Source organism: Rectinema subterraneum (genome assembly GCA_009768935.1).
GTDB classification, from domain to species: Bacteria; Spirochaetota; Spirochaetia; order Treponematales; family Rectinemataceae; genus Rectinema; species Rectinema subterraneum.
Map to the genome: position 1 here is coordinate 39,654 of WESA01000003.1, position 22,724 is coordinate 62,377.

Below are 22,724 nucleotides of genomic sequence, written 5' to 3' on the forward strand. Positions count from 1 at the left end.
TGACTCTCTCGCTGAATCGATATTATTTTATTTTTATAACGAGTCCATCGGAGGGCGCTCATGGCGCTCTGGACTAAACCAGTTCCTGAGGAGGAACATGATGAAAGTAGCAATTAATGGGTTCGGGAGGATTGGACGGCTAGTGTTCCAGTCTATCGTTGATCAAAATCTTCTCGGCAAGGGCAAGGACAAAATCGATGTGGTCGCGGTTGTCGATATCGTGACCGATGCTTCGTATTTTGCATATCAGCTCAAGTATGATTCCGTGCAGGGCAAGATGAAGGCTGAAATCACTTCGAAGAAGAGCGATCCATCCAAGGCTGAGGATGATATCCTTGTAGTGAATGGGCATGAAATTGCCTGTATTATGGCGGAAAAAGAGCTCAAGAATCTGCCATGGGGCAAGCTTGGCGTCGAATATGTTATTGAATCTACTGGTCTTTTCACCGACGAAAAGTCCTGGGGGCACCTCGAAGCTGGTGCCAAGAAAGTTATCATCACCGCTCCAGCCAAAAGCAAGGCTGAGGACAAAAAAATACCTATCCTTCTTATGGGCGTAAATCAGGACAAGTACAACCCGGCAAAAGACCATGTCGTTTCGAATGCATCGTGCACCACAAACTGCCTGGCACCGCTCGTCTATGTGCTGCTCAAGGAAGGCATCGGCATCGAGACAGGGCTCATGACCACCATCCACTCGTATACTGCAACGCAGAAAGTCGTCGATGGTGTATCCAAGAAAGACTGGCGCGGCGGCCGGGCAGCAGCGATCAACATCATCCCATCGACTACCGGTGCAGCCAAAGCCGTCGGCGAAGTGCTTCCCGAAATCAAAGGAAAGCTCACCGGCATGTCCTTCCGTGTGCCCACTCCGACTGGATCCGTCGTCGATCTCACTTTCCGCTCTGTCAAAGAGACTTCGATCCAGGAGATCGACGCACTCATGAAGAAAGCTTCCGAGACCTATCTTAAAGGCATCCTTGGCGTTACGGATGAAGAGCTCGTTTCTACCGATTTCATTCATGACAACCGCTCGTCTATCTATGACAGCCTCGCGACGCTCCAGAACAACCTTCCAGGAGAAAAACGCTTTTTCAAAGTCGTTTCCTGGTATGACAACGAGTGGGGATATTCGAACAGAGTCGTTGACCTTTTGCGCTATATGGCATCCAAGGACAATTTCTGAGACTCCCCAAGGAGACTGAAATGATAAAGACTGTCCGTGATATTTCGCTTGCAGGAAAGCGGATTATCATGCGTGTCGATTTCAATGTGCCGATGAAAGACGGCAAAGTTCAGGATGATACGCGAATTGTGGCATCCTTGCCGACAATCAAGTACATACTTGATCAAAAGCCCAGGAGCCTCGTGCTCATGTCGCATCTCGGAGACCCCGACAAGGATGCAGCCAAGGCAAAAGAAAAAGCCGAAAAAGAGGGCAAGCCCTTCGATCTCGAGGCGTACTTGTCTGCAAAGCATCGCATGAAACCGGTTGCGGAATATCTGGCCAAGCTCCTTGGCAAGAATGTAGTGTTTTTGCCCTCGTGCTTTGGTCAGAAAGCGGCGATCGACGCGCTTCCGAATGGAGCGGTCGCCATGCTCGAGAATACGCGCTTCCACAAAGAGGAAACAGCCAAAGATCCTGCAGCCCAGGAAGTCCTAGCACGCGAGCTGGCTTCTTACGGCGACATATATGTCAACGATGCATTTGGTACTGCGCACCGCGCTCATGCGAGCACCGCGACTATTGCCAAATTCATGAACTTTCGCGTCGGCGGTTTCCTTATGGAAAAGGAAGTGGCCAACCTCGAACCTATGCTGCATAACCCTCCAAAGCCCATGGTCGCGATTATCGGCGGAGCAAAGGTGTCATCCAAAATCGCCGTGCTTGAAAACCTGCTCAAGAATGCCTCCTCGCTTGTAATAGGCGGCGGCATGGCCTATACCTTCCTCAAGGCACAGGGAATTGCGGTCGGCAAAAGTATGGTAGAAGACGATTTTCTCGATACAGCCAGGCAGTTGCTCGATCATGCAAAGGCGCAGGGCGTCGAAGTAGTGCTCCCTGTCGATCATATCGCTGCGGATCACTTTGCTCCCGATGCGGTCCCTGTTGCAGTCAATGCGCAAGCTGTCCCTGATGCGCTGATGGGTCTCGATGTCGGTCCGAAGACGCTTGAGCTCTATGCAAAAGTGCTTGCTGGCGCCAAGAGCGTTCTGTGGAATGGGCCGGTCGGTGTCTTCGAATTCGATGCTTTTGCCAAAGGAACCGAAAAGGTCGCGCAGCTTGTGGCCGAGGCAACAGCTCGTGGCGCGCTTACGGTTGTCGGGGGCGGCGACTCGGTTGCTGCGGTCAATAAATTCGGGCTCGCTTCCAAGATGAGCCATGTTTCAACGGGCGGCGGCGCTTCGCTCGAATACCTCGAAGGCAAAGAACTGTCCGGTATTGCGTGTCTCGAACAGAAATAGGCCTCCCTTTCGGTATGCGAGAAAAAGGTCGCCCGAAAGGGCGGCCTTTTTCATTTGATGTGAGAGTATTTTGCATGAGGGCGACTGTGCGAAAGGGCGATGCGACGGGGGCCAATGGAACGCAGGCGCCAGGCAAAGATGTTGCCTACCGTGCAAAATTTTGCGATTTTATATTGTAGATTAAAGGAGTCAACAATTGCGTATTTACAATAGCATTTTGGATCTTATCGGGAATACACCGATGGTGTATCTGAACAAGCTTGCCGCGTCCTTGCTGGCACGTATAGCAGTCAAGCTGGAATTTCAAAATCCCGGGCATTCAGTGAAAGACCGGGCAGCGCTGTCGATGATACTAGAAGCAGAGCGAACAGGATTGCTGCAGCCAGGCATGACAATTGTAGAGCCAACAAGTGGCAACACCGGTATATCCCTTGCGATGATTGCTGCAGCGCGCGGATATCGATGCATCATCGTGATGCCGGAATCCATGTCTCTCGAACGCAGAACGATTATGAAAGCCTATGGCGCCGAGCTTCTGCTCACCCCGAAAAGCAAAGGAATGGCGGGAGCCATCGAGGAAGCGCGCGCATTGCTTTCCAAGGACCCTGCGCATTATTTCATGCCGATGCAATTCGAGAATCCGGCGAATCCACAAGCCCACCGGCTCGGCACTGCGCAGGAGATCCTTTCCGATACTGAAGGACAGGTCGATATTTTTGTGGCAGGGGTTGGAACAGGCGGCACCCTGACAGGAGTGGGCGAAGCGCTCAAGACACAAAAACCCTCGGTCCGCATTGTCGCAGTCGAGCCATCCGCCTCGCCGGTGCTGTCGGGAGGAAAGGCAGGTCCTCACGGGATTCAGGGAATTGGCGCAGGTTTTGTACCATCGATTTTGAATACAAAAATATATGATGAGATCATCGCCATCTCCGATGTTGACGCGTATGCGATGGCGCGCCGAGCTGCAAAAGAAGAGGGGCTCCTTGTGGGCATCTCTTCTGGAGCTGTCATTCATGCGGCTGTGCAACTTGCTTCAAGGCCAGAAAATAAAGGCAAATTGATTGTTGCTATTGCTGCTTCAAGCGGAGAACGCTATCTCTCCACGCCGCTTTTTGCGGATTTGCAGGATAAATAGAGGGATGCATATGGAAAAGCGCGAAAAAAACAATACACCGAAAGAGCGCGCGAGTGCGGGCCCGCTCAGCCTTTTCAAATCAGATATCGAAGCCATACTGCAGCGCGACCCGGCAGCAAGAACAAAAATCGAGGCTGTGCTTGTCTATCCGGGGCTGCATGCAGTATGGCTCCACAGGCTCGCCCATCACCTGTGGAACCATGGATCCAAGCTCACAGCAAGGCTCATTTCGAATATTTCCCGCAGACTGACCGGTATAGAAATACATCCCGCCGCGCGCATAGGACAAGGTCTTTTTATCGATCATGGGATGGGCGTCGTCATTGGCGAAACCGCAATTGTAGGGAATAATGTTACTCTCTACCATGGCGTTACGCTTGGCGGCACTTCGCTCGACAAGAAAAAGCGCCACCCGACAGTAGGAGACAGGGTTACGATTGGGGCCGGGGCAAAAATACTTGGGGATATTCATATAGGAGCGGATTCCCGCATCGGCGCCAATGCTGTCGTCGTCAAAAATGTGCCACCCAATTCTGTTGTCGTCGGCATACCTGGGCAGGTTGTACACAGACACATTCCGCATACTGCTTCCGATGAGCCCGATCTTCATCACGAAAAAATTCCCGATGTGCTTGGGCAGCGCGTGCATGAACTGAGCGCAAGAGTTGCTGCTCTCGAAGAAGTCATTGCCAGGATGCGCGCTGGTTGCGAAGATGGCACCCGGTCAGACGCCGCGCTTTGAAGTTCACGGAAGTTCTCAAGTGTCTTTACTATACTATTCAAGAGCGATACTATGCTGTTCGGTTTGCGATAGCATTCATAAGCGCCTTTCTTAAAAGAAAGGCCGTATTTTTGAATCGATGTCAGGGGAGAATATGAAACGCTATTTCATTGCGGGCAATTGGAAAATGCATAAAACAATCGCCGAGGCAGTTGCTCTTGCTTCGGAGCTGAAGGACAAGCTGGCGGATTGCAAGGAAAAGCTGATGATCGCTCCTCCATTTACCGCCTTGCAGGCTGTTTCCAAAATTGTGGAAGGCTCGAACATCCTTCTCGGAGCCCAGAATATGGGTCCGGAAGAGAGCGGCGCCCATACAGGCGAAATCTCGGTGCTCATGCTGAAAGACCTGGGTGTGCGCGTTGTCATTCTTGGTCATTCCGAACGTCGGCACACCTATGGCGAGAATGATGAACTTATCAACAAAAAAGTGCGGCTCGCACTGAGCCATAAGCTGGAAGTCATCCTTTGTGTTGGGGAAACCCTCGAGGAGCGCGAACATGGGATGCTTGAAAATGTAATTCGAAGACAATTATCCGAAGGGCTGAAGGGTGTCGAGCTTTCTGCCTTGAAAGATGTGACAATTGCTTACGAACCGGTGTGGGCAATCGGGACAGGCAAGACTGCGACTCCAGAGGATGCAGATGCCGTGCATGCTTTCTGCAGACAGGTTATCGCCGAGATGTATGGCAAGGATGCGGCAAAAGCGATTGTAATCCAGTACGGTGGTTCTGTCAAAGCGGATAATGCCGCTGCACTGATGTCCAAAGAAAATATCGATGGTGCGCTTGTCGGTGGAGCCAGCCTGAAAGCCGAAGCATTTGTACCAATCGCTAAATTCCGCTGAACATACAGGTATTGCCTTATAGCGGACTTTGGGGTACTATAGCTGTTCGGATAGCAGTGGCCCGCTTGGCGCGGGCATGGCTGTTTTGGTGCAATGAATTTCCATCTGGAGTAAGAGAATGGGTTTCTTCGGAGTATTGCTTCTCGTTGTGTTTGTCATTGTATGTCTTTTGCTTATTTTTCTTGTCATCATTCAGGACGAAGATTCTGATTCAATCGGCGGCATTTTTGCCAGCGGATCACAGAGTGCATTCGGATCGAGATCATCGAATGTCGTGATAAGAATCACCTATGTGCTGGGTACACTATTCTTTATTACCGCTTTTGCGCTTGCTGTAGTGAACAAATCATCTACTGGCAATGTCGAAAAAGTAGTAGAGCAGAATTCTGCCCAGACAGCTACCAGCGAGTGGTGGAATAACCAGACCCAAACTGATCAGACCTCGCAGACACAGCCAGCCACTGAAGGACAAACGCCGCAGACGGGACAGCCTGCTGCTCCAGCAAGCAAATAACCTGTGCGTGATGACGCCCAAGGCATAGAACAGCGAAAATAAGCACGGGAACGGAGCAACTTGTTCCGATTCCGTGCTTTTTATTCTATTATGCATGCGGATTGTAACCGCCATTCTTGTAAGGATGTTTTTTATACATTATGCGAATTGGAATAAGTTCCCATGGAACTGACAAAGTTTCCAGGATGACCGAGATGGTGCGCCGTTCTTTTGCTGAAATGGGGCATGAGGCTGCCATCGTTTCCGATTCGCCTTATGGTCTGAGTGCCTATGATTTTCTTGTTTTTATCACCGAACCCAAAAGCATGTTCGGCGGCATTGCCTCTTCTCTCCCGCAGACTCTCGCAAAATCGGAAGGGCTTATTGGCAAGCGATGTCTCGCGCTGGTCCGGAAAAGTGGTTTCAGGTCGGGCAACACTTTGCGGAAATTCATGGAAGCGCTCGAACACGAAGGGCTTGTTGTTGTCCAGGGAGAGATTGTATCCGATGCATCGAGCGCAGCGGCAGTGGCGCGCGGAACACCTTTGAATCGCAGGTAAGCCATGAAGAATTATTACGAAATTCTTGGCGTGCACCCTGATTCTAGTCCTCAGGACATCAAGAGCGCATTTCGCAAGCAAGCGAAGCGTCTGCACCCGGATATGCATTATTCAGCGGAAAATGCGCGTCCCAGAGAGTCTTCTGCGACGCTCCGCGAGTCTGCGATGCGGCTCATTCTTGAAGCATACAAAATCCTTTCTGATGCAGAAAAGAGAAGGGCGTACGACAGAGAACTCCGCAGGCGCGAAAGAGACAACAAAGGATTTGATTATCATGAATTTTTGCAGCAGCGCTCGGATGATCCTGAAAGCCAGGCAAAGCTGATAGTCTATGATCTTTTGCACGATCTCGACGAAGAGGCACTTGCAATCTACGAGCGCAGCAAGACGTTTGCAGATTTCAGACTGGAACGCTGGCTCGAGCGCGGAGAAGCAATGGATGCCGAATATTGCATAGCCGAGGAATATGAAAAGAGAGGGAAATATATCAAGGCGTACCAAATCTATAAAAAATTGATCAGGATGGAACTCGAAAAGCCCTGGTTCCGTTATTATTTTGAAGTAGTTGCCTTGAAATTTCGCTTTCTTATCTTGCAAAAAATGCCCGGTCGCGTTGACGAGGAAGATTACCTCGACCGGCTCGATGAGGCTATTGAACTCAAGATCGCGCCTCGCGAGACAGCGCAATATCTGCGGAAAAAGGTTGAAATACTTCTTCATAGAGGAGAAGCTGAAGCTGCTGAGGAAGCGCTTAACCAGATCTCGCTTATATATCCGAAACTTGCAGGATTCGCGGCCTTGCGCTCAAGGGTCCAGCGTGCTGTGGATCAACCGCTTGCCCAAAACAAAATATCCTGAGTACATTTGTCCCGTGCGCGTTGAATTTTATTCTTATCCGAAAGTGAGTGAAACAGTATGAAAAGAATTGCATCATGGCTGATTTTGTTTGTATTTGCTGCCTTTCCGCTGATTGCTCAGACCAGCATCGACAAGCCTGCAGCGACATTCAAGCTGACCAAACAGGAAGTCATATCCGTACGCCAGCTTAGAGCTGATGTCGACAGACTCGAGAATGCGACTGGAGCCAAGCTTACAGTTGAGCAACGGAAAGATGTGTTGGATGCCAGAATCAACAGCATGCTGTTTCTGCAATTCTGCGAACGCGAAAAGATTTCCGTTTCTGATGCGCAGGTAAATTCCGCGCTTGCGCAGCTCAAGGCACAGCTTGGCGCAAACGCAACCGACGCGGATCTGGAAAAATCATTGCGCGCTTCGGGAGTATTTGTCGATCCGAAAGTCTATGTCAAACAGCGCCTGCTCTTTGAAGCCTATGTCCAGACAAAGCGGCTAGATGACATGAAAGCAAATCTCAAGCCACCCACTGCCGACGAAATACTCAAAGCGTACGACTTAGCAAAAGCTTCTCTTGTGAGGCCCGATACCATTCGCTTGAGCGTCATCTATACTGATACACGCGGGAAAAGCGATGCTGATATTGCAAAGACGAAGGACCTCATGAATTCCATTTCGGCAGCGCTCAAGGCAAACCCGTCCAAATTTGATGAATATGTACTTCGCGCTGGAGATGCGGCGGGATACAAAGCTATCCCCTCGCTCTATCTTGAAAAAACTCAGCAGAGCAAATCCATTTTCGGAGCAGAGTTCTTTGATGCCGCGTTCCAGGCAAAGGTCGGCGAAATAACTTCTGTAATCCAGACGCCATACGGATTCAGAATTGTGCGTGTAAATGAGTTCATTCCACAGAAACAGCTCACACTCTCCGATACTGTGCCCGGAAACCAGAACCTGACAGTGCAGGAATTTCTGGCTATGCAGCTTGCATCCGAGAAGGAACAGGCTTTTTTTAACAAGGTCGAAGCTGAGGTGATAGACAGCTTGCGAAAGGAAGCGACCATCAAAATATATACCGAGAATCTGAGCTGGTAAGAGGAAATGCCCCGTGGCTTCTAGAAGAAAAGCAAGGATTCTTGCGGTTCAGGCCCTCTATGCCTGGGATTTGGCCGGGCATTCTCTCCCAGAGCTTTTGTCGTTCGCATGGCTCGATGAAGAGAAGAAGCTGCATTATGACGCGGAAATACTGGATTTTTCACGCCTCATGATTACAGGAACTATCGAAGAAATCGACAGAATCGATGCGATAATAAAGAAACACCTCGAGCATTGGGCATTCGAACGGCTCAGAAAGGTCGATTTGGCTATTCTTCGGGTAGGATGTTACAGCCTCCTGTATCAGAAAGATATCCCTGCAGGAATCAGCATAGATGAAGCGATAGAAATCGCAAAAGAGTATGGGAGCGACGATTCGTATCGTTTTATCAACGGCGTGCTGGACGGCATACAAAAAGAAATTGTCGGGGGATTGCATGATTCGAATAAAGAATAAAAAGCAGATCGAAGGTATTCGAGCTTCGTGCCAGATGCTTTCTGCCCTGTATGATGCACTGAAGCCTCTTGTTCAGCCCGGCGCAACCCCCAAGGATCTGGATCGCTTTGCATATGATTTTATAGTGAAAAATGGTGGAAAACCTGCGTTTCTGGGCTACGAAGGATACCCTGCAACGCTTTGCATTTCTGTCAATGATGTAGTTATCCATGGCATACCTGGATCAAGACCGCTTGAAGAAGGCGATATTGTCGGTATCGACAGCGGGATCGATCTGGATGGTTTTTTTTCTGATGCAGCATTCACTCTTCCTGTGGGCAAAATAACCACGGAAGCGCAAAAACTGCTCGATGTGACCAAAGAGTGCCTTGATCTCGCGATTGCCCAGATCAAACCGCATTCCCGAATCTCCGATATATCGCGCGCGGTATTTTCGCACGCGACAAAAAATGGATTCAAGGTGGTACGGCAATATTGCGGGCACGGTGTCGGTCTTGAAATTCATGAAGATCCGCAGATACCAAATTATGTTTCGGCAGGTCCCAACCCGCGTATCATGCCTGGCATGGTATTGGCAGTTGAGCCCATGATCAATGTCGGTACAAGCGATGTCCGCGTCCTCGATGACGACTGGACTGTCGTGACGATGGACGGATCTCTCTCCGCGCATTTTGAGCACACTGTGCTCGTGACAGATTCTGGCTGCGAAGTATTGACTCGCTGGTGAACGCTCGATTGGCGCAAAAACCCGCAAATTCCATGTAACATTCTCTATCCAATAGTTTTTTATTATATTGAAAATAGGCTATAGACTTTCTTTTATCCAACGGAGGATAACAGCTATGTCATTCGGCAAGAAACTCTATTCGAAAAATTTCTTCATCGCGAATCTTGTGATTCTCGGAATTGTGATAGGATTTGCGCTTGCATTCATGTTCCGGGCGAATCCTTCGGCAAGCAGTACTGCGCTTCCGATCGTCAAAGCGGAAACTCCGCCCATGGTGGCTGGCTCTGATACCGAAGCGGCCATTTCCCAAGCAGAAGCTGTACAGGAAGCTTTTCGCAATATCGCGAAAACAGTACTTCCTGCTGTAGTAGAACTGGATGTGGTCGAAGGCGCGCAGAAAAATCAGCCACAGCAGCAGACACCGCAATTCCCCTTCGATTTCTTTTTCGGGCCCGATACACCTTCGCCTGATCAATTTCCACCTCAAGAAGGTCTAGGCTCCGGCGTAATCGTCAGGCGCTCGGGCAAAACAGTGTATGTGCTGACGAACCATCATGTCGCGGGTAATGCTACTAAGATAACCGTGAAATTGAGCGATGGCAGGGAATACGAAGGCAAGCTTGTCGGCACTGACGAGCGCAAAGATGTCGCCCTTGTCAAGTTCGAAACCGACGATTCGGATATCGTAATTGCCAAATTAGGGGATTCTTCGAAACTCCAGGTTGGAGATTGGGCAATCGCGCTGGGAAGCCCCTTCGGATATGTCTCTTCGGTTACCACGGGCATTATCAGCGCATTGGGGCGGCGCGGCGGCCCGGATGGCAATATCAACGATTTCATACAGACTGACGCAGCAATCAATAAAGGCAATTCTGGCGGCGCCCTTGTCAATATCCGCGGAGAAGTCATTGGAATCAATACGTGGATTGCGTCAACTACAGGTGGGTCCGTCGGCCTTGGCTTTGCGATCCCCATCAATAACATAAAGAGCGCGATCGATGATTTTATCGTCCACGGCACAGTCAAATATGGCTGGCTGGGAGTCAGCTTGTCCAATATCACGCAAGACAAGGCAAGCGCAAAAGAGCTCGGCCTCGATGGCAAGAAGGGTGCTTTCATCGGGCATGTATTCATGAACGGGCCAGCGGACAAGGCAGGGCTTTTGCCAGGTGATTTTGTCACAGCCGTAGACGGGAAATCAGTAGCTTCTACCGATGATTTGGTGCGGATGATAGGCGATATAAAGGCAGGCACTGCTGCAAAGCTCGATATCATTAGGCGGGGTAGTCAGATGACCCTTAGCGCGAAAATCGAGCTGCGGGATGCCACTGTTGCCTCGAACAATGCGAACATTTTCCCGGGCGTAACGGTCATTTCGCTCAAATCTGATTCTGTCGATCAGAAACAGGTTCCGGCAGGGCTGCGAGGCGCGCTCGTTGTGGATGTGCTTGCGAAATCTCCTGCAGCAACTATGGGTTTGCGAACCGGCGATGTCATTACCAAGATAAATGGCAAGAATGTCAGCGACCTCAAGCAATTCTATGAAACGCTTGCCAAGGAAGGACGGAATAAGCTGGTGTTTACAATCAACAGGGATGGCCAGACCGTCGAGACTCTTGCGTATGTAGGAAAGTGAGTATATATTCCCTTACAAGAGCGGGTTATTCCGAATTCGGAAGCCTCCACGCGGAGGCTTCCCTTATTTAGAAGGGATTATATGCATAAAGAATTTGTTCCTTATGACATGATTCGGAACAATGCGATCAAGCTTGCTTACAGAATCTACAAAGATGGTTTTATCCCTGATGTGATCTATGTCTCGCTGAGAGGCGGCGCATACATGGGAAACGTCATCAGCGAATATTTCAAGTTTGTGAAAGGGAATAGCCGGCCTGTGTTCTATGCGGCCGTCGTCGCCAGATCGTACAGCGGATTTGATCAGCAAGAAAACATAAAAATAGACGGATGGACGTATAATCCCGATTTTTTGCGGCATGGCGACAAAGTGCTTCTGGTTGACGACGTTTTCGATTCCGGGCGCACTATCAATCATCTTGCCAAAGTGATCATGGATCGCGGGTTGCCGCGCAGCGACGTCAAGATTGCAGTTCACGATTACAAGGTGAGGGAATATTTGCCGCAGCACCTACCGATTACGCCGGATTACTGGTGCAGAAAAATCGAAGTCAAGTCAAAAGAAGATGAACTCTGGATACACTACATGAGCCATGAGCTGGTAGGCCTGACTGAGGCCGAAGTGGCGCAGCATTATCTCAACGACGATCCAGACCTCGCCGAAGCGATGCGGCTTGTAACCAGCAGAAACTGATTTCGAGCGCCCCTTCAGGCTTATATCACGGTGCCATCAGGAATTATCTGGTTTTTCGGAATGACGATAATCCCGTCGACAATATAGTGTGTCTTGTATTCTCCGTCTTCTCGCGGCAAAGGATCGATTCCTATGCGGCAATTCGAGCCGATGCGCCCGTTCTTGTCGATAATGGCATGGCGAATGATGGAGCCGCCGCCGATACCGATGTTAGGGATGTGTTTCCTTCGGTTTTCTGCTTTTTCAGCTTCGGTTTCATAATAATCCGCGCCCATGCACACCACGCCATCGAGGCTTGCTCCCGATTCGATAACGGTACGGATACCGACTATTGAACGCGTAATCGAAGCATTCGTGATGATACAGCCATCGCTCGCAAGTGCCTGATTGAGCGTACAATAATTGAGCTTGGACGCCGGCAGATTGCGAGCGTGAGTATAAATCGGCATCTGCTCGTCGTAGAAGTTGAATTGCGGATTGATGTCAGTGAGCTCGATATTCGCTTCGTAAAAGCTTCGAATGGTTCCAATGTCTTCCCAATATCCGCCGAACACATATGTATTCACTTTTTCTTTGGCAACAATAGCCGGGATAATCTCTTTGCCAAAATCATTCGCATCCATCTGAAGGGCATCTTCGATAAGCGGTGCATCAAAGATGTAGATGCCCATGCTGGCCAGGTATGGCTTGTTCGGGTCCGCATCTTTAGGTTTGAGTTCTTCAGGCACGGCAAAATCGCGTATGTCTTTGGTTGGACCCGGTTTTTCAAGGAAGCTGTCAATGCAGCCGTCGGGCCGAATCTTTATAATGCCAAGAGAGCTGGCAGCCTCGCGCGATACCAGCGTTCCTGCGATGGTCAAGCGGCATGCCGACTCAGTATGCTTTCTGAACATGTCAGCCAGATCCATGCGATAGAGCTGATCGCCCGATACAATAAGGTAATGGCTTGGTTTATGAGGACGGAAATGGATGAGATTTTTGCGCACGGCATCAGCCGTTCCTTCGTACCAGCCAGAATGTGCAGGCGTCTGCTCGGCGGCCAGAATCTCAACGAATCCTTTTGAAAAATGGTCAAAATTATACGAGCGAGAAATGTGCAGATGGAGAGAAGCTGAGTTGAACTGCGTAAGTATGTAGATTTTCTTGAAACCGGAATTGATGCAGTTGGAGATTGGGATATCGACAATACGATATTTCCCGCCAAAGGGAACAGCTGGCTTTGACCGCTCTTTGGTGAGAGGGAAAAGACGTGTGCCTTTGCCTCCTCCCAAAACGATGGAAAGAATTTCTGTCATACCTGCTCCTTTCCGGCGCGGCGCCGATTTACCTTTTTCTTTTTGATGTTTACAGTATATCCTATGAATTCTGAAACCGCAAATGCAATTTGTGATGAACTTGCTTCATGGCTGAGCGAGAGAAGCGAGATTGCCTGGTCGACCAAACTCCCTGCTCGAGCACCTGATTTCGTTCCTTTGCCGCAGGATCTCGATCATGTGCTGTCTGAATCCCTCGCTGCGCGAGGGATTCATGCTCTGTATCGCCACCAGAAACGATCGTACGAGTTGGCTCGCGCAAAGCGGGATTTTATTGTAGTCACCCCGACCGCTTCGGGCAAAACACTGTGCTACAACCTCCCGGTGATGCAGACTTTGCTTGAGGAACCCGAGGGCAGGGCTCTCTATCTCTTTCCTACAAAAGCTCTCTCGCAGGACCAGCAAAGTGCGCTTGGCGAGATTATGCTTGCAGGGAGCATAGGGATGGCCATCAATACCTACGATGGCGACACCCCGACAGAGATACGCGCGAAAGCCCGGACCTCAGGTCGCATAATCATCTCGAATCCCGACATGCTGCACTCGGGCATCCTTCCCAATCATGCAAAGTGGGTCAAGTTTTTCTCGAATCTGAAATATGTTGTGGTCGATGAACTCCATGCCTATCGAGGAGTGTTTGGAAGCCACGTCGCCTCGGTGCTTCGCAGGCTCATCCGCATCGCAAAATTCTATGGTTCTGAGCCTGTGTTTATATTTTCATCAGCTACAATTGCAAATCCGCAGGAGCTGGCAGAGCGTTATATCGAGCGCGAAGTCGCACTGATTGAAGAGAGCGGCGCAGGCTCCGGAGAAAAGGTGCTGTTCTGCGTCAATCCGCCACTCGTGGACCCGGTACAGGGAATTAGACGCTCCAGCGCGCTCGAAGCGGAATCGGTCATGTTGTGGCTCTTGAAAAAAGGGGTGCGCACGATTCTGTTCTCGAGATCTCGTCTGCAAGTCGAACTGCTTTCAAGCTATTTAAACAAAAAGCTAGAAAATGCATATAACCGCAATTTCGGTCTGGTCGTAAAGCCGTATCGCTCAGGACTGCTTCCCTCCGAAAGGAGAGAAATTGAGAAAGGCTTGAGAGACGGGCGCATTCATGGGGTTGTTTCGACAAATGCGCTTGAGCTTGGAATTGATATCGGAGGCCTTGATGCTGCAGTAATAACAGGATATCCAGGGAGCATTGCCTCATTCTGGCAGCAGGCAGGAAGGGCAGGGCGGGGGCTGGGGGTGTCGCTTGCTGTATATATTTCTTCTTCAGCTCCGCTGGATCAGTATTTTGCAGCTCATCCGGAATATTTTCTTTCCAGGGCGCCAGAGCACGCTCACATCGATGCGTATAACCCCTATATCTTTACGGATCATCTGAAATGTGCCGCGTTCGAGCTGCCCTTTGCTGAAAGCGAGCCGTTTTCGCCAGATCCTTCGAACCAGAAAGCGGCAGAGCTCACAAAGGAAGCATTGGATTATCTCGAAGAAGAAGGCATTGTGCGGCATACGGCCGGCCGCTATTTCTGGTCCGCAGAAGGTTACCCGGGAGAAAAGATATCGCTTCGTTCAGCAACAACAGAAAATGTTGTAATTGTGGATGCTACGAATGGAAGGCACGATGTCATTGGCGAGATGGACAGGCCCAGTGCAAAAGAGTTGCTTTTCGACAAAGCGGTGTATATCCATTTGGGGACTCAGTATCAAGTAAAATCGCTCGATCTCGAAAAGCGCGTATGCTTGGTCGAGCGAAGCGATGTGGATTACTGGACCGATTCCATAGTAAAACGCGACATAGAAGTGCTGACCATCGATTCGCAGGCCGAGCATTCGGAATGCACAATGATGCTTGGGGACATTCTTGTCCGGAGCCAGGTCGAGAAATACAAAAAATTGCGCTTCAATACTCACGAGAATATTGGATACGGCGAAATCTGGCTTCCTCCTGATGAAATGCAAACACGATCACTCATAATCACGATCGCTCAGGAAAGCGAAAGCGGGAAGCTCCTTGGGGCGCTTGTTCCCGAGAAAGCAGATGCAGTTCTGAGCGGAGTTGCCAGGCTCATGCGTCAGTTAGCGCCTGCATCGGTACTATGCGATGTGCATGATATTGGCGTGGCCTCGCGCGCGCGGGACCTTTTTTTCAAGAACCCGGCTTTGTATTTCTATGACATGTATCCCGGTGGAACGGGGATTGCTGAAGCGCTGTACGCAAATGTTCAGGAAATATTCGCTGCTGCGCTCGAGCGCCTTGGCAATTGCTCCTGCAAGGCTGGATGTCCCTCATGCATAGGCGTGGAATCCGCGGACAAGGACAGCAAGGCTATTTCATTGCAGTTTCTGAAGCTTTTGCAGGGCGCATGCGCGAAATAGAGAATTCGAGCTGGTTTCAGGAGAGCTGACAATGAATCTCAAGGAAAGGCTCGCGCTGATAAAGAACGAGAAAACAAAGCTGAAGCCTTCCGCGCCTCGAAAACGGTTTATCCCTGAGGGCTGGCAAGAGATAGCACCGCTCGTATGGGCAAGAGAAGTCTCGCGGCCTTTCCGTCAGGTGCCGGAAACGCTTTCGCCGAGTATAATGAGGCCCCTTGTACCTGCATATGATGAAGCAATGCATGTGGAGCCTGGCTCTGTCCCTGCCGGATATATCGCATTTTTCGATCTGGAGACGACAGGTCTTTCGGGCGGAGCAGGAACAATTGCTTTTCTTTGCACAACTGCGACATTTGAGGGATCATCACTGTTCCTCAAACAAATATACCTTGAAGACTATCCAGGAGAACCGGAGTTTCTTAAGAAGGTGATCGAGAATTTGTCTGCTGCGAAATGGATTGCAAGCTATAATGGAACAGCCTTCGATATACCCCTTTTGCAAGTCCGATGCGTGCTCAACAGGATAGCGATGCCGCAGCTGCGACATATCGACTTGCTTCATGATTGTCGGCGATTCTGGGGCAGAAGCGTGCAATCCTGCGCCCTTCAGTCGATGGAAGCGTTTCTCCTTGGGAAAGAGCGCGAATCCGACATTCCGGGTGCTCTTGTTCCAAAGGTCTGGCTTGATCTCGTGAAATCAGAGCTGCCGAGCGAAGAACAGAAGGCCTTGATGGTGCTTGTGTGGAAACATAATCTGGAGGATGTCGTTTCACTTGCTGAACTCTTTCTGCTGGCCGAAATGGCTTACCGGGACCCAGTGAGCGGAGTAGCGCGATATGCTATAGATCCTGCAGCAATCGCAAGCCGGCTTCTTAAGACAGGTCGTACTGAAGAAGCTCGGAAGCTATTGCTGATGGTGCGCGATCAGAATTCCGCTCTGGACTGTCAGGGTGAAAAACGCATGAGAGCGCTTCGGGTTCTGGCTTCCTTGGCCAGGCGCGAAAAGAATCACCGACTTTTTGCCGAGACAATTCTGGCTATGGACAATTCAGCATACGGTTGTGTTGCGAAAGCAAAACTCTTCGAACATGTGTACAAAGATCCGCAAGCAGCGCTTGAATGGGCAAAAAGCGCGCGCGAAATTCTGGCTAGCCAAAAAGAATTATCAAAAGAATTGTGGGAAGGGCAGGAACCCCGCCAATTGCCATACCTCACAATCGAATCATTGCAGCATCGCATTGCTCGCCTGGAACGGAAGGCTGCAAAACAAAAAGGCCTCTGATCGCATGCAGGTATCGAAAGAGCGCGATCCTGGCGGCCATGACTCTATGCAGAAGGCGGATTTGTTGTCTGCAGGGTGTCCCCAAGCTGTCCGCATGCGCCCATGACGCCTCGCCCGCGGCTCATCCTCTGCACCGTCACAATTCCTTTTCGCTCAAGGATTTCAGAAAAAATGCGCATCTGCCGCGGGCTCGGCTGTTCGAATGGCATACCTTGAATGGGGTTCCATGCAATCAGATTTACCTGCGCCTTGAGCGGGGTTATCCAGGCGGCGAGCGCCTCCGCATCCGTTTCCGAAGCATTCATGTTGCCAATGAGCACGACCTCGAGCGTAATGCGGTCGCGAGTAGCTTGCTGGAATTGCAGGAGCGCCGATTTGAGCTCGTCGAGCGGCCAGGTTTTGTTGACAGGCATAAGTCTTGTGCGCAGATTGGGCTCTGCGGAAGTGAGCGAAATCGCCAGGCGTATTTTGGGCCCGCTTTGGGCGATATCGAGGATACCCGGAATTATGCCACTCGTCGAAATAGTAATCTTGCGCAAGGACATTCCTATGCCTTCCGGACTCGATAGCACCACGATTGCTTTTCGCACATTTTCGAGATTCAGAAGCGGCTCCCCCATCCCCATGAAAACAACATTGGAAATGAACCCGCGCCTGTCACGCAAAAAATGGAATTGCTCGATTATCTCATCTGGCCCCAGATTTCGCAAAAAGCCAAGCGTGCCGGTCTTGCAGAACGCACAACCCATCGGGCAGCCTACCTGGCTGGAAAGACAGGCGGTCTTTCGGCCTTCGATATCTTCGAGCAGCACACATTCAACAGCTGCACCGTCCCGCAGACGAATCTGGAGTTTCAATGAACCATCTTCGTCGATGAGCTCTTTTTCTATGCTCGACGATCGCACCTGTCCGCCATAGAGCCCGGACAGGCGTTCTCTCAGGCTTTGCGGCAGATTCGTCATTGCATCGAACGATGCAATTCCTTTGGAGAACCATTCATAGACCTGCCGGGCTCGGTAGGGGGGCTGGTCCGGCAAAAGAGCGGCCGTTTCCGCAAGGGAAAGGCCGCTCGGATACACTTTCATATGATTGCTCAAAGCAGGACCGCTCATGCCTTTCCTGTAAGTTTGGCCAGCGCTTCCTGGATAATCGGGTTCTTGATCCCCATATGCTGGAATTCAGTGAGCACATCGATTGCCTGCTGACGCTGATTGTTCATGAGATATGTCTGGGCAAGTTCGATATAAATCCGGTAATTCTTGGGATCATTCTGCAGAAGCGAGCGAAGGCTCGCGATTGCTTCTTCATATTTGCCTTGCTGGCGCGCAATTACTGCAAGCCCGAGCACCGCGTAGATGTCGAATTCGATGTTGAGTGCATTCTGGTAGTACTCGACTGCTTTATCGTAATCGCCCATGTTGCGGTAGGCGTCGCCTGCGCGGGTAAGAATGACCTTGTTCTTTGGGTCTTTTTCAAGGATCTTGTTCCAGTAGACAAGCGACATGTTCTGCTTGCCCACGCCTCGATAGCAGTCGGCGATTCCAAACAGGGCATAGAAATTTTCTGGTTCTTTTTCCAGCGCTTTTTCGAAATAAGGGATGCCCTTGTCGAAGTGCTTGAGTTTGCGATAGCAGTTGCCGATTGCGGTGAGTACCCGAATATCGACATTGTCCCCTTCGAGCTCGACCATGCGCTGCCAGTATGAGAGGGCTTCTTTGTATTCCTTGAAGTCATAATGAAGATGGCCAAGTCCGATAAGCGCGTAGTGATTGTCCGGGTTTAGTTCGAGCACACGGTGATAGATGGCCTTGGATTTTCTGAAATCATGCACTTTGCGGTAGGCATCGGCAACGCGCGTGAGCACAGTAATGTTGGTGTTGTCATGCAGGAGGTACTGCTCCCAGATTTCGATGGCTTTCTGGAACTGGTTGAGCGCTTTGTAGCAATCGGCAAGTCCGAAAAGCGCGTAGCTGTTGCCGGGATGGAATACAAGGCATCGCCGGTAGTAGTCGGCAGCTTCCTTGAAACGACCTTGCTTCCGCGCAGAATCGCCCATTCCGACGAGTGCATAGTTGTTTTCCTTGTCTTTTTCAAGGATCTGTATAAAACATTCTACTGCTTCGTCAAAACGGTTCTCTTTGAGCAGCTGGTAGCCTTTCTTGGAAGTTTCGGCTATTTCGGTGTTTTCTGACTGGATTTCTTCAGGCACTTCGAAAAAATCGTCATTGTAGGGTAAAGACGGCATATCACTCATGACTTTTACCTCATGGCGGAAAGTATTTTTACATATGGCTCATACAAGCCTGCATATTTATTACTTATTTCTTTCCGTCCTAATTCTATATGAAATTATACTTGCTGAATCCAATTTGCGCAAGGAACTGGCGCAAAATAAATTTGATATTCAGGCTGGGCCTTTGCGATAAAATCGGACGGTCGAGCGGCCGAATATTCTTGTGTCTATGCTTTTCAGAGCCCCGACCTGTTCGGGCAGGCGGTCTTCGTGCGGAAAATGAATAAGGACGAGGCTTCCTTCATGGAGGCTGGCAGAGCAATCGAGCCGCTCCAGCAATTGAAGCTTGAATTTGTAATCGAACGGAGGATCAAGGAATACAATATCGAAAGCGGTTTTATTGCGCATAATAAAAGTTTCCGCAGGCATTGCGCGACAGAAAAGCGGCGGCTCGGCGATAGTCGCATTCTGCAGCAAAACAGGGAATTTTTTTCTGTCTTTTTCAATGCACACAACAGGCTTTGCGCCCCGGGATGCCGCCTCGAGCCCGATAATTCCGGAACCCGAAAAAAGATCGCAGAAGGAAAAACCGGTCAGGTCGCCAAGCACTGCAAATACCGATTCCCGCATCCGATCCATGGCTGGGCGGATTTTGAGATCGCCCTCAGGCATCTTGACAATTCGGCCGCTATACAGTCCTCCAGTGATGCGCATCTGCAATTACCAGTCTTTAAGCCTGAAATCGCGCCGGATTTCGCGATCGATGTCGCGGGCTTTTATATCCGCGCGCTTGTCGAATTCCTTTTTGCCGCGGCACAGGCCCAGCTCAAGTTTCACAAGGCCATGCTTTAAATATATGCTGAGCGGTACGAGCGTATAGCCTTTTTCCCGAACCCGGCGGTCGATACGCTTGATTTCCTGCCGATGGAGGAGAAGCTTTTTCGGGCGGTCCGGATCATGGCTGAACATGGAAGCCTGAGCATATTCCGCGATATGGAGGTTGTTGAGCCAGACTTCCTCGCCTTTTATTTCAGCAAATGAATCGCCGAAGCTTACGCGCCCTTCTTTAATCGATTTTACTTCGCTGCCCTGGAGCGCGATGCCGCATTCAATATTTTCCTCGATTTCATAATCGAAACGGGCGCGGCGATTCTGGGCGATTATTTTTATCGGAACCTGGGATCTCATTTCTTTCTCAATGCAGGTCGGAATCCGAGAAACTCGGAGCCATGGGCAGCAGGAACAGGCCCTCTGGAATCGATCGAAATCTGATCGGGGCTGTTCGCCCACGAGCCGCCCTTGACTGTTTTCTGGCTTATAGCGCCAATGAGTTCGTCAAAAGCTGAAGAGTCCTTCTGGATCCATGCATAGGGACGGAAACCATCAGAAGTCCATTCCCACACATTGCCAAAAAGATCTGAGAAGCTCAGGCTGTCAGTACCAGCAGAACCGACTGGCAATGGCCCCGTCGATGCATGGTTTTTGAATATGCCGAGAGAAGAAATGCTGCGCGAAGACACTGCAGCAGCAGCTTCCCACATGGCCTCTGTCGGCAAGACCACTTCATAGCCTGCTGGAGCCTGGCGATTCAGCCATTGGCAATAAGCATTGGCCGCGTACCAGGATACTCCTGTGATCGGTCGGTTATCTGCTGCAGCCAAATCGAAATCTTTCAGATACGAGCTGTCTGCAAGGCCTTTTTCGATAAGCACAGCTTTATTCTCAGGCTTCCAGTCGGGATTTTCCGCAAGGAATCGAGCAAATTCGCGCTGTGTCACCTCGGTGGACGCAAGACCAAATTCAGGCAATGTGCTCTGGAATAAGGTTTTCGAGCCCTCGGGCGTGCTGCTGACAAGGTCGAGAAGTCCGCCTTTGAACATGATGAATGAATGAGGTCCAACGGATCGAAGTCCATTCGCTTGCAGAGGGTTTATGCGCAATGCTGCTGTTTCCTGCTTTAATGCGGCAGCGGCGTTCCTAATGGCATCGCTTGCTTTGTCGGGGATTGTCTCCATAACCATTGCGGCGCTGTTTTTGGACGAGGCAAGCATTCCTGCCAAGTTTCTTGCAGTGCAGAGTACGCCAAGCGGACTTCCGGCAGGCGCAGCAATTGCGGTGCTGGCATACACGGTATCTCGCAAGGAAGCAGCATTCATGGAGAGACTTATTCCTGCTGCCAGAAGCGCATCGGAAAGAGCAGCGCGGTCGATGTTCTGGATGGATGCCAGATCCCTTGAGGCTTCGGAAAGCGTCATGGGCAGCTGATAGATGGCGCTTGGCTTTCCGGATAGAGCCCAGCTAGCGAAATCCTTGAATGCTGGAAGCATAATCGCTTCTTGCGATTGAGGCTCAAGAGCGTAGCCAAGATGCACAGCTGGAGGAAAAATCAGAGTGGCAAAAATGCGGTTTGGAACCGTTGTTTGCAATACTTTCGAGGAAAACCCCTGCTTGCGGATTTCGATTTGATGGGGGCCTGGTTTTGCGTGCGCTCCATCTTGTGTATTCCCTGCGTATGCGCCATCTATATAGACTGCGGCTGCGTCCGGATGCCCGGAAAATTGCAGGCGCGCCCCTGGATGCGACAAACCGGGGTTTACGAGAAGAAAAAAGAGCACAACCAAAATGGCAATTGAATAGAGAACCGGGACATATACGCGGGGACGAACGCCCAGCACGGGTTTGAGTGTGACCTTGGCTTGCGCTATTTCTTGCTCGGTTATCTTGTCAGCGTCTTTCATTGCAAAAGAAGCCTAGCCGAAGGGCACCGTCTTGTCAACGATATGCGCTCATGATAGCCTGATATCGCCATGAAGAAAACAGATTTCTTCGACCGCCTTGTTGCATTCTCCGAAAGTTTTTTGACCCGAAGAAAACAGAAGTCTCTTCGGGCAAAGATGAAACAGCAGAAACGCCACCCGGTTGTCGACTGGATATATGCCATTCTCTGGGCGGCCTGCGTCGTGCTCGTGATCAACCAATATCTCTTCCAGGCATATCGCATCCCTTCAGGGTCCATGGAAAAAACGCTCCTTGTAGGCGACATGATTTTCGTAGACAAGCTGTCATATGGCCCTGAATTGCTTCCTGGCGTGCTGAAAACACCAGGAGTATCCAAGCCCGAGCGAGGCAAGGTCATCATATTCGAAAATCCATCCTACCTTTCGCGCGGTCCCTTATACACGATTTTCCAGCAAATGTTATACATGGTCACTTTCACACTGGTCGATATCGATAGAGAGCCAACAGGCGAGCCTCGTGTCCACTATCTCATCAAGCGGGCGATAGGAGTAGGTGGGGACACTATCCATGTTGTCAATGGTGAAGTGTACATCAAGCCTCGTGGTTCGTCTGAATTTATGAGCGAAAAATCGCTCATGCAGGGGCTGGGCCTTGCTGTCAAAACTCAGCGGCTTGTTTCGCAGAGCGAATATGCTGAAATCACAAATGTCGGAATTGCGTCGGCATATTCCGAGCTGAATCTTGCATTCCCGGCGAGCCTGGGTACACCATCTGTGCAGAGTGCCAACAAGGACGCGTTCCATTATGACATGAGCCGCGTTACCACTCTCAGAGACGCGAATCCTTCGGAAGCCCGCAACGCTCAGATTGCGCAGCGCTATGAGAACGGCTGGTACATCGCTGATTCTCGCGTCTTCCCAATGGGCGACAACAGAGACAATTCCCGCGATGCGCGGTATTTCGGTCCTGTCGCGGAAAAGAAAGTTCTTGGCCATGCCCTTTTTATCTACTTCCCCTTCAGCCGAATGGGCAGTATCCGGTAGTGGCA

Annotated in this window: 22 protein-coding genes; 16 read left to right on the forward strand and 6 right to left on the reverse strand. The window is 50.4% G+C overall.

Annotation, left to right across the window (positions count from 1 at the left end):
• Nucleotides 1-100 precede the first annotated feature (100 nt).
• The 13 genes from gap to GAP13_RS01805 all read left to right on the forward strand — a co-directional run bounded on the left by gap (nt 101) and on the right by GAP13_RS01805 (nt 11,739).
• Nucleotides 101-1,186, forward strand: a complete 1,086-nt coding sequence (gap, locus tag GAP13_RS01745) for a type I glyceraldehyde-3-phosphate dehydrogenase (protein ID WP_158905565.1) — start codon at nt 101-103, stop codon at nt 1,184-1,186.
• 20 nt (nt 1,187-1,206) lie between these two features.
• Nucleotides 1,207-2,466 (forward strand): phosphoglycerate kinase, encoded by a 1,260-nt coding sequence (locus tag GAP13_RS01750; protein ID WP_158905567.1) that lies wholly within the window; start codon nt 1,207-1,209, stop codon nt 2,464-2,466.
• Between the two features lie 196 nt (nt 2,467-2,662).
• Nucleotides 2,663-3,601, forward strand: coding sequence for a cysteine synthase A (gene cysK, locus GAP13_RS01755; protein WP_158905569.1), 939 nt, complete (start codon nt 2,663-2,665; stop codon nt 3,599-3,601).
• Between the two features lie 10 nt (nt 3,602-3,611).
• Entirely contained in the window at nt 3,612-4,343 is a 732-nt protein-coding gene (gene cysE, locus GAP13_RS01760; RefSeq protein ID WP_158905571.1) for a serine O-acetyltransferase, read from the forward strand.
• A gap of 133 nt (nt 4,344-4,476) precedes the next feature.
• Nucleotides 4,477-5,226 (forward strand): triose-phosphate isomerase, encoded by a 750-nt coding sequence (tpiA, locus tag GAP13_RS01765; protein WP_158905573.1) that lies wholly within the window; start codon nt 4,477-4,479, stop codon nt 5,224-5,226.
• 118 nt (nt 5,227-5,344) lie between these two features.
• Nucleotides 5,345-5,740 carry a preprotein translocase subunit SecG gene (secG, locus tag GAP13_RS01770; RefSeq protein ID WP_158905575.1) on the forward strand — a complete coding sequence of 132 codons (396 nt, stop codon included), beginning with the start codon at nt 5,345-5,347 and terminating at the stop codon, nt 5,738-5,740.
• 140 nt (nt 5,741-5,880) lie between these two features.
• Nucleotides 5,881-6,279 carry a hypothetical protein gene (locus tag GAP13_RS01775; protein WP_158905577.1) on the forward strand — a complete coding sequence of 133 codons (399 nt, stop codon included), beginning with the start codon at nt 5,881-5,883 and terminating at the stop codon, nt 6,277-6,279.
• Nucleotides 6,280-6,282: 3 nt separating this feature from the next.
• Nucleotides 6,283-7,137 carry a J domain-containing protein gene (locus tag GAP13_RS01780; RefSeq protein ID WP_158905579.1) on the forward strand — a complete coding sequence of 285 codons (855 nt, stop codon included), beginning with the start codon at nt 6,283-6,285 and terminating at the stop codon, nt 7,135-7,137.
• A 57-nt stretch (nt 7,138-7,194) separates the two neighbouring features.
• On the forward strand, nt 7,195-8,226 hold the full coding sequence (locus GAP13_RS01785) for a peptidyl-prolyl cis-trans isomerase (RefSeq protein WP_158905581.1): 1,032 nt from the start codon (nt 7,195-7,197) through the stop codon (nt 8,224-8,226).
• Nucleotides 8,227-8,239: 13 nt separating this feature from the next.
• Nucleotides 8,240-8,683 carry a transcription antitermination factor NusB gene (gene nusB / locus GAP13_RS01790; protein WP_158905583.1) on the forward strand — a complete coding sequence of 148 codons (444 nt, stop codon included), beginning with the start codon at nt 8,240-8,242 and terminating at the stop codon, nt 8,681-8,683.
• Nucleotides 8,664-9,410: a type I methionyl aminopeptidase gene (gene map, locus GAP13_RS01795; RefSeq protein WP_158905585.1), complete on the forward strand. Its 747-nt coding sequence runs from the start codon at nt 8,664-8,666 to the stop codon at nt 9,408-9,410. The genes nusB and map overlap by 20 nt, the downstream gene beginning before the upstream one ends.
• A gap of 115 nt (nt 9,411-9,525) precedes the next feature.
• On the forward strand, nt 9,526-11,046 hold the full coding sequence (locus GAP13_RS01800; protein WP_158905588.1) for a Do family serine endopeptidase: 1,521 nt from the start codon (nt 9,526-9,528) through the stop codon (nt 11,044-11,046).
• 81 nt (nt 11,047-11,127) lie between these two features.
• Nucleotides 11,128-11,739, forward strand: a complete 612-nt coding sequence (locus GAP13_RS01805; RefSeq protein ID WP_158905590.1) for a phosphoribosyltransferase — start codon at nt 11,128-11,130, stop codon at nt 11,737-11,739.
• A gap of 20 nt (nt 11,740-11,759) precedes the next feature.
• Here GAP13_RS01805 and GAP13_RS01810 read toward each other — a convergent pair whose 3' ends face one another.
• Nucleotides 11,760-13,034: a glucose-1-phosphate adenylyltransferase gene (locus GAP13_RS01810; protein WP_158905592.1), complete on the reverse strand. Its 1,275-nt coding sequence runs from the start codon at nt 13,032-13,034 to the stop codon at nt 11,760-11,762.
• Nucleotides 13,035-13,097: 63 nt separating this feature from the next.
• Here GAP13_RS01810 and GAP13_RS01815 point away from each other — a divergent pair, with 63 nt between their 5' ends.
• Both GAP13_RS01815 and GAP13_RS01820 read left to right on the forward strand, forming a co-directional pair.
• Nucleotides 13,098-15,422 carry a DEAD/DEAH box helicase gene (locus GAP13_RS01815; protein WP_158905594.1) on the forward strand — a complete coding sequence of 775 codons (2,325 nt, stop codon included), beginning with the start codon at nt 13,098-13,100 and terminating at the stop codon, nt 15,420-15,422.
• Nucleotides 15,423-15,453: 31 nt separating this feature from the next.
• Nucleotides 15,454-16,704 carry a ribonuclease H-like domain-containing protein gene (locus GAP13_RS01820; RefSeq protein WP_158905596.1) on the forward strand — a complete coding sequence of 417 codons (1,251 nt, stop codon included), beginning with the start codon at nt 15,454-15,456 and terminating at the stop codon, nt 16,702-16,704.
• 44 nt (nt 16,705-16,748) lie between these two features.
• Here GAP13_RS01820 and rlmN read toward each other — a convergent pair whose 3' ends face one another.
• The 5 genes from rlmN to GAP13_RS01845 all read right to left on the reverse strand — a co-directional run bounded on the left by rlmN (nt 16,749) and on the right by GAP13_RS01845 (nt 21,675).
• Nucleotides 16,749-17,789 carry a 23S rRNA (adenine(2503)-C(2))-methyltransferase RlmN gene (rlmN, locus tag GAP13_RS01825; protein WP_158905598.1) on the reverse strand — a complete coding sequence of 347 codons (1,041 nt, stop codon included), beginning with the start codon at nt 17,787-17,789 and terminating at the stop codon, nt 16,749-16,751.
• A gap of 23 nt (nt 17,790-17,812) precedes the next feature.
• On the reverse strand, nt 17,813-18,949 hold the full coding sequence (locus GAP13_RS01830) for a tetratricopeptide repeat protein (protein WP_186338809.1): 1,137 nt from the start codon (nt 18,947-18,949) through the stop codon (nt 17,813-17,815).
• A gap of 159 nt (nt 18,950-19,108) precedes the next feature.
• Nucleotides 19,109-19,651: a 16S rRNA (guanine(966)-N(2))-methyltransferase RsmD gene (rsmD, locus tag GAP13_RS01835; RefSeq protein ID WP_158905602.1), complete on the reverse strand. Its 543-nt coding sequence runs from the start codon at nt 19,649-19,651 to the stop codon at nt 19,109-19,111.
• Between the two features lie 6 nt (nt 19,652-19,657).
• On the reverse strand, nt 19,658-20,125 hold the full coding sequence (gene smpB, locus GAP13_RS01840; RefSeq protein ID WP_158905604.1) for an SsrA-binding protein SmpB: 468 nt from the start codon (nt 20,123-20,125) through the stop codon (nt 19,658-19,660).
• Nucleotides 20,122-21,675, reverse strand: a complete 1,554-nt coding sequence (locus GAP13_RS01845) for a formylglycine-generating enzyme family protein (RefSeq protein ID WP_158905606.1) — start codon at nt 21,673-21,675, stop codon at nt 20,122-20,124. The genes smpB and GAP13_RS01845 overlap by 4 nt, the downstream gene beginning before the upstream one ends.
• 69 nt (nt 21,676-21,744) lie before the next feature.
• On the opposite strand from GAP13_RS01845, the gene lepB reads away from it, so the two are divergent.
• The gene (gene lepB, locus GAP13_RS01850; protein ID WP_158905608.1) at nt 21,745-22,719 is read left to right on the forward strand and encodes a signal peptidase I; all 975 of its coding nucleotides are present in this window, start codon (nt 21,745-21,747) and stop codon (nt 22,717-22,719) included.
• The last annotated feature ends 5 nt before the right edge of the window (nt 22,720-22,724 follow it).

Bases quoted from the DNA above. Each gene is read 5' to 3' on its own strand.
- map (WP_158905585.1), top strand. From the start codon at position 8,664: ATGATTCGAATAAAGAATAAAAAGCAGATCGAAGGTATTCGAGCTTCG.
- GAP13_RS01750 (WP_158905567.1), top strand. From the start codon at position 1,207: ATGATAAAGACTGTCCGTGATATTTCGCTTGCAGGAAAGCGGATTATC.
- GAP13_RS01775 (WP_158905577.1), top strand. From the start codon at position 5,881: ATGCGAATTGGAATAAGTTCCCATGGAACTGACAAAGTTTCCAGGATG.
- tpiA (WP_158905573.1), top strand. From the start codon at position 4,477: ATGAAACGCTATTTCATTGCGGGCAATTGGAAAATGCATAAAACAATC.
- lepB (WP_158905608.1), top strand. From the start codon at position 21,745: ATGAAGAAAACAGATTTCTTCGACCGCCTTGTTGCATTCTCCGAAAGT.
- gap (WP_158905565.1), top strand. From the start codon at position 101: ATGAAAGTAGCAATTAATGGGTTCGGGAGGATTGGACGGCTAGTGTTC.
- secG (WP_158905575.1), top strand. From the start codon at position 5,345: ATGGGTTTCTTCGGAGTATTGCTTCTCGTTGTGTTTGTCATTGTATGT.
- GAP13_RS01805 (WP_158905590.1), top strand. From the start codon at position 11,128: ATGCATAAAGAATTTGTTCCTTATGACATGATTCGGAACAATGCGATC.
- rlmN (WP_158905598.1), bottom strand. From the start codon at position 17,789: ATGAAAGTGTATCCGAGCGGCCTTTCCCTTGCGGAAACGGCCGCTCTT.
- rsmD (WP_158905602.1), bottom strand. From the start codon at position 19,651: ATGCGCATCACTGGAGGACTGTATAGCGGCCGAATTGTCAAGATGCCT.
- GAP13_RS01830 (WP_186338809.1), bottom strand. From the start codon at position 18,949: ATGCCGTCTTTACCCTACAATGACGATTTTTTCGAAGTGCCTGAAGAA.
- GAP13_RS01820 (WP_158905596.1), top strand. From the start codon at position 15,454: ATGAATCTCAAGGAAAGGCTCGCGCTGATAAAGAACGAGAAAACAAAG.
- GAP13_RS01815 (WP_158905594.1), top strand. From the start codon at position 13,098: ATGAATTCTGAAACCGCAAATGCAATTTGTGATGAACTTGCTTCATGG.
- GAP13_RS01810 (WP_158905592.1), bottom strand. From the start codon at position 13,034: ATGACAGAAATTCTTTCCATCGTTTTGGGAGGAGGCAAAGGCACACGT.
- GAP13_RS01800 (WP_158905588.1), top strand. From the start codon at position 9,526: ATGTCATTCGGCAAGAAACTCTATTCGAAAAATTTCTTCATCGCGAAT.
- cysE (WP_158905571.1), top strand. From the start codon at position 3,612: ATGGAAAAGCGCGAAAAAAACAATACACCGAAAGAGCGCGCGAGTGCG.
- GAP13_RS01780 (WP_158905579.1), top strand. From the start codon at position 6,283: ATGAAGAATTATTACGAAATTCTTGGCGTGCACCCTGATTCTAGTCCT.
- GAP13_RS01845 (WP_158905606.1), bottom strand. From the start codon at position 21,675: ATGAAAGACGCTGACAAGATAACCGAGCAAGAAATAGCGCAAGCCAAG.
- smpB (WP_158905604.1), bottom strand. From the start codon at position 20,125: ATGAGATCCCAGGTTCCGATAAAAATAATCGCCCAGAATCGCCGCGCC.
- GAP13_RS01785 (WP_158905581.1), top strand. From the start codon at position 7,195: ATGAAAAGAATTGCATCATGGCTGATTTTGTTTGTATTTGCTGCCTTT.